The sequence below is a fragment of the Chamaesiphon sp. OTE_75_metabat_556 genome, assembly GCF_031378165.1.
Lineage (GTDB): Bacteria > Cyanobacteriota > Cyanobacteriia > Cyanobacteriales > Chamaesiphonaceae > Chamaesiphon.
Genome location: NZ_JANNDR010000180.1, coordinates 1 through 5,455, shown reverse-complemented (window position 1 = coordinate 5,455; position 5,455 = coordinate 1). Strand labels below are relative to the sequence as shown.

Sequence of the window (5,455 nt, the reverse complement as noted above, 5' to 3'; positions counted from 1 at the left end):
CTTTTCGGGGGAAGCTTCCCCCGAAAACGTCGCGCCCCAAGCGTTACTTTGGGTATGCCCTACCCTAGTTGCGTTTAAGCAAGTCCTTTTTGATTTGAAACAATATGCCTCAAAATGCTGTTTTGTTTAGTTCCTCTAATGGCAGCATTGTAAGCAATTGTGCGATCTATAAGCCATTGCTTATTCCAGCTTCAGTGCCCCAACTCGCCCAGAAATTTTACCTGCATCGCCAAGGGTGAGATAATTGGATTCGATCGATAGACAATTCACTGTTTAGTTCTCCACCGGCCATTACTAGCACTGATGTTTTGAGGCACCGCAGCCTCATCCATCGCCCCCCGATTTCCAGATCATGTCATCTCACCAAGCTTACTAACAAGCTAAAAGCTAATATGCCAACTGTGAAAAAGCGCACCCTGCTCGGTCAGTGGTTGCTCAATGAAAATCGTCCCAAAGATGGCGGGCATCATCATCAAACTCACCCCTGGTGGCAAGTTATGTGCCTGACTGGGGTTGATTATTTTTCGACATTGGGCTACCAACCAGGGATTGCCGCATTGTCGGCTGGTTCGCTCTCGCCGATCGCGACGTTGATTTTAGTGCTCCTAACTCTTTTTGGTGCGTTGCCCATTTATCGGCGGGTCGCGACAATCAGTCCCCATGGGGAAGGCTCGATCTCGATGCTGGCACAACTCCTATCCTGGTGGCAGGGCAAGCTGTTCGTCCTCTGTTTATTGGGATTTGTGGCTACTGATTTTATTATCACAATCACGCTTTCTGCCGCCGATGCCTCCGCCCACATCATTGAAAATCCCCTCGTACACGAGTGGGCAAAAGGCAATGAGGTAATTATCACCTTGGTGCTAATTGCCTTGTTAGGTGCCGTATTTTTACGCGGTTTCCAGGAAGCAGTCGGGTTAGCAGTGATTTTAGTGGTGCTCTATCTCACTCTCAATTTCATCGTCATTATCGTTGGAGCGCAGCAGATCCTCCAAGCACCAATCGTCCTGACCAACTGGCAACAGCAGTTATTTCGCGCTCATGGCGACCCATTGATGATGGTGGCTGCTTCAGCACTATTGTTTCCCAAGCTAGCTCTCGGTTTATCAGGATTTGAAACAGGAGTAGCGGTGATGCCCCTAGTCAAGGGCAATCCTGGCGAAACTGAAGATAACCCCGCCGGACGAATTAAAAATACTTACAAGTTACTGACAGTGGCGGCACTGATTATGAGCTTCTTTTTGCTCACTAGTAGCTTGATCACCACAGTACTGATTCCCGCTGCTGATTTCAAAACTGGCGGACCAGCTAATGGTCGTGCTTTGGCTTACTTGAGTCACAAGTTTTTGGGAGATGGCTTTGGGACTATCTACGATCTGAGTACGATCGCCATTTTGTGGTTTGCTGGTGCCTCAGCAATGGCCGGACTGCTCAATATCGTGCCGCGTTACCTTCCCCGCTACGGGATGGCTCCAGATTGGGCTAGGGCAACACGTCCGTTGGTGTTGGTGTTTACCTTCGTCGCTTTTGTCGTGACGATCGTCTTTCAGGCCAATGTCGAAGCTCAAGGTGGAGCCTATGCAACGGGAGTATTAGTACTGATGAGTTCCGCAGCATTTGCGGTGACATTATCAGTCAGAAATGGGCGGAACCCTTCACTGGCTAAAACCTTGATGTTTGGCCTGATTACCCTCGTATTTATTTACACCACGATTACCAACACGATCGAACGACCCGATGGTATCAAGATTGCCAGTATGTTTATCGGTGCGATCGTTGCTACCTCTCTAATCTCGCGCGTGATGCGATCGACCGAACTGCGGGTCGAAAATATTCAGATGGATGCCATCGCCCAAGACTTCATTGCCCAAGATAGTCAAGGTACAGTGCGGCTGATTGCCAAACGCAGGCTGGTTGGCGATGACAAAGAATACTACGAAAAAGAACGCGAAGTCCGCGACGATAATCATATTCCCGAAACAGACTCAGTACTATTTTTAGAAATTCAGATCTCCGATGCTTCCCAGTTTGTGGAAACGATCGAAGTCCAAGGGGTCAGGGTAGGCAGCTATCGGATTCTCCGTGCCAAAGGAGCTGCCGTCCCCAATACGATCGCGGCCATCTTGCTCCACATTCGGAATCAAAATCAGAGCGGACGCTACCCTCACGCTTACTTTGGCTGGGTAGAAGGGAATCCCATTCAATACCTGATGCGCTTCTTACTCTTTGGGGAGGGCGACACCGCTGTCGTGACCCGAGAAGTGATCAGACGTGCGGAGCCAGATCCAGAGCGTCGTCCAGGTATTCATGTCGGCGGCTAAGATCGACAAACAGCACTTTCCTGAATTGTGAAGTACAATCTTTTCCCCGCTCCCCCCTTTCCGAACTAATGACGTACTGAATATTACTAGAAAGTGCTGTAACGTGAATTTGGGATCGGAGGTAAATATTAACCCAATCCCACTAATTTTGCACTCAATTCCCACATCTTCAGGGCTTTGTCATCGCTAGCCTTGTCTGACAATTCCTGGACGAAGCCTTTGCGTCCGGCTTGTTGGCGATTACCCCAACTCCAATGCACCCCAGACTGTCGAAATTCAGGATCGGCAACCACTTGCGCCACCCGTTCGCCAGCTAATTCTTGAGAGACATAACCCTTGGTGATATTTTTCTGAAACCAGGGGAAAATCTTTTGAAATAAGGGATAACTATTGCGAAATAGGGGTGTGTCAGCGACACAGCCAGGATAGAGCGTATTAAAGACAATCCCCGTCGCGTCGTGGTAACGACGGTGCAATTCTCGACTGGTCATCATATTGCACAGCTTACTATCTTTATAAGCTTTACCTGCCTTAAATGGTTTACCGTCAATCATCGCAATTGGTGCTTTGAATCCCGCCACCAAACCCTGAAGTTCACCCAGATCGGCCGGAGCGGGAATCGGAATCTTGCCCCCCAGCTCCTTAGAATTGGCTGTAACCGTCCCCAAAATAATCAATCGCCGATCTAGTGCCGATGCAGTTTTTAAGTCTTCTAGCAGCAAATTACACAGCAGGAAATGACCGAAATGATTGGTAGCGACGCTCAATTCGTAGCCTTCAGGCGATCGCATCGGTGCTTTAAGCAAGGGTAAATACACCGCCGCATTACAGACGAGCGCGTCGAGAGCTTTACCAGTCGATCGAAACTCATCGACAAATTTCTTGACGCTCGCGAGGGAGCCGAGATCGATATGCATGATACTGTAACTATCGAGCGACATTCCGACTGATTGTGCGGCCTGTTCTGCTTTAACAAGATCGCGACAAGCCATCACGACATGCCAACCTCTGGTTGCCAGAGCTTTGGCCGCATATAACCCCACTCCCGATGAGGCTCCGGTGATGATTACTGTTTGTTGTGTCATGGCGTTTGAATTGAGCTTTTGCGATCGTTAGTGTGAATATTCTAAGCTCCCACGATCTCTCGCAACGCCTCGATCGTCAGAATTGACAATAAACTTTGAGCTAGCGGTTACACTGTTAACTGCATCGAGCGCAAATCGATCTAGCGCACAGCGAGACAAAAATAGTCGATTTCTAACCCTAAACTCCCAACTATCCACTATCCACTATCCACTATCCACTTCCCACTAATTTTAACGACCATGCCAATGCCTGCAATTCAATGGTATCCCGGACATATTGCCAAAGCCGAACGCCAACTTCAAGAACAGGTAAAAAAAGTTGACGTCGTGTTGGAAGTGCGAGATGCCAGGATTCCGTTTTCTACCTACCATCCCCTCTTAACCACCTGGATTGGGAATAAACACAAATTATTGATCCTCAATCGGGTTGATATGATTCCGCCGACAGTCCGCGAACAGTGGTTAGAGTGGTTTACGTCCCAAGGTGAACAGCCCTTTTTTGCGAACGCCCAACAAGGTACGGGCGTAGTGGCTATTTCTAAAGCCGCTCAATCAGTCGGTGTCGCCATCAACCAAAAACGCAAAGAGCGCGGGATGTTACCGCGTCCAGTTCGGGCAGTCGTGATTGGGTTCCCCAATGTGGGTAAATCAGCTCTGATCAATCGACTGCTCAATAAGCGTGTGGTCGAAAGTGCCAGGCGGGCTGGTGTGACTCGATCGCTCCGGTGGGTGAGGATTTCCGACCAGTTAGAATTATTAGATGCCCCAGGGATTATCCCTGGCCGACTCAACGACCAAGCCGCAGCGGTGAAACTCGCTATTTGCGACGATATCGGCGAAGCGGGTTACGATCGCCAGAGTATGGCCGCAGCACTGATCGAGCTGTGTCAGGAGTTGGGCTATCTGGATGGATTTCATGCCAGATATGGTTCGGTACCAACGACCTTAAGCGGAGAAGAATACTTGCATAACCTCGCTAATGACAAGTATCGCGGCGATCTGGAACGGACATCCCATCTGATTCTCAATGATTTTCGGACGGGAATACTCGGGAGCATCCCCCTGGAATTACCAGACAATTCCCCTGCTTAAATTATGGATTACTAGCGATCTCGATCTCACATTCCCACCCACAGCGCAGCAATACTTGGATGACAGCTCGGATTCTGTCATACCGGCTCTAGCTCTCTAGCGAACTTTCCTGGTATATTTAAGCATTACTAAATGTTTAAACCTGCATTCGCCTAGTCTACTGAGTCCCGATCGATTTAACGAAAAATGCATATTGCGTGGCTGGGAAAGAAAACGCCTTTTTGTGGCAATGTTACCTATAGTCGAGAAATTACTACTGCTTTAACTAATCGTGGGCACAAAGTTAGTTTCATGCATTTTGCTGACACCAAGGCTGATGGCGATGAAGTGCCATTACCTTTTTTATACAAGTCTCAAGTATATACAATTCCCACAATTAGAGCCAAACGGGTACTCGAACGTTCGCTCCGCCGCCGCAAACCAGATCTCGTTCATGCTTCGCTAAGTTTGTCACCTTTAGATTTTCTGCTCCCAGAAATTTGCCAAGAACTAGATTTACCGCTGATTTCGACATTTCACACTCCTTACGATGGCAAACGGCGGAATGTCACTTCGACGACCCAATTACTCGCTTACCAACTATACGCACCGTTTTTAGCTAAATACGATCGGACGATTATTTTCTGTGAAGAACAGCAAGATTTATTAGTTAAATTAGGTGTCCCACGCGATCGGCTGATCGTGATTCCTAATGGTGTAGATGAGCAAAAATATACACCAGGGATCAGTAATCTCAAAAATGAGTTTTTAGCTAGGCAAATCTACGTTTATCAAGGTCGGATTTCGACCGAGAAAAATGTCGAATCGCTGCTTAAAGCGTGGAAATACTGCAACATGAGTAACTATGGTTGCAAATTATTATTAGTTGGCGACGGCCCACTCCGACCCAATCTCGTACCATTTTATAATATCGAACATGGTGTGGTCTGGTTGGGCGCAATTCGCGATGATGCACGG

General features: G+C 48.2%; 4 protein-coding genes. 3 read left to right on the top strand and 1 reads right to left on the bottom strand.

Annotation, left to right across the window (positions count from 1 at the left end; translation table 11 throughout):
• Nucleotides 1–392 precede the first annotated feature (392 nt).
• Nucleotides 393–2,321, top strand: a complete 1,929-nt coding sequence (locus RMO27_RS07520; RefSeq protein WP_309731015.1) for an amino acid transporter — start codon at nt 393–395, stop codon at nt 2,319–2,321.
• Nucleotides 2,322–2,449: 128 nt separating this feature from the next.
• Here RMO27_RS07520 and RMO27_RS07515 read toward each other — a convergent pair whose 3' ends face one another.
• Nucleotides 2,450–3,406: a protochlorophyllide reductase gene (locus RMO27_RS07515; RefSeq protein WP_309731014.1), complete on the bottom strand. Its 957-nt coding sequence runs from the start codon at nt 3,404–3,406 to the stop codon at nt 2,450–2,452.
• Between the two features lie 240 nt (nt 3,407–3,646).
• Between RMO27_RS07515 and ylqF the strand changes: the two genes are divergently transcribed.
• Together ylqF and RMO27_RS07505 are read left to right on the top strand one after the other, a co-directional pair.
• Nucleotides 3,647–4,498 carry a ribosome biogenesis GTPase YlqF gene (ylqF, locus tag RMO27_RS07510; protein ID WP_309731013.1) on the top strand — a complete coding sequence of 284 codons (852 nt, stop codon included), beginning with the start codon at nt 3,647–3,649 and terminating at the stop codon, nt 4,496–4,498.
• A gap of 186 nt (nt 4,499–4,684) precedes the next feature.
• On the top strand, nt 4,685–5,455 hold a 771-nt coding region (locus tag RMO27_RS07505; RefSeq protein ID WP_309731012.1), incomplete at its 3' end, for a glycosyltransferase family 4 protein.

Excerpts from the sequence above, each read along its gene's own strand:
- RMO27_RS07520 (WP_309731015.1), top strand. The coding sequence starts at position 393 with ATGCCAACTGTGAAAAAGCGCACCCTGCTCGGTCAGTGGTTGCTCAAT.
- RMO27_RS07515 (WP_309731014.1), bottom strand. The coding sequence starts at position 3,406 with ATGACACAACAAACAGTAATCATCACCGGAGCCTCATCGGGAGTGGGG.
- ylqF (WP_309731013.1), top strand. The coding sequence starts at position 3,647 with ATGCCAATGCCTGCAATTCAATGGTATCCCGGACATATTGCCAAAGCC.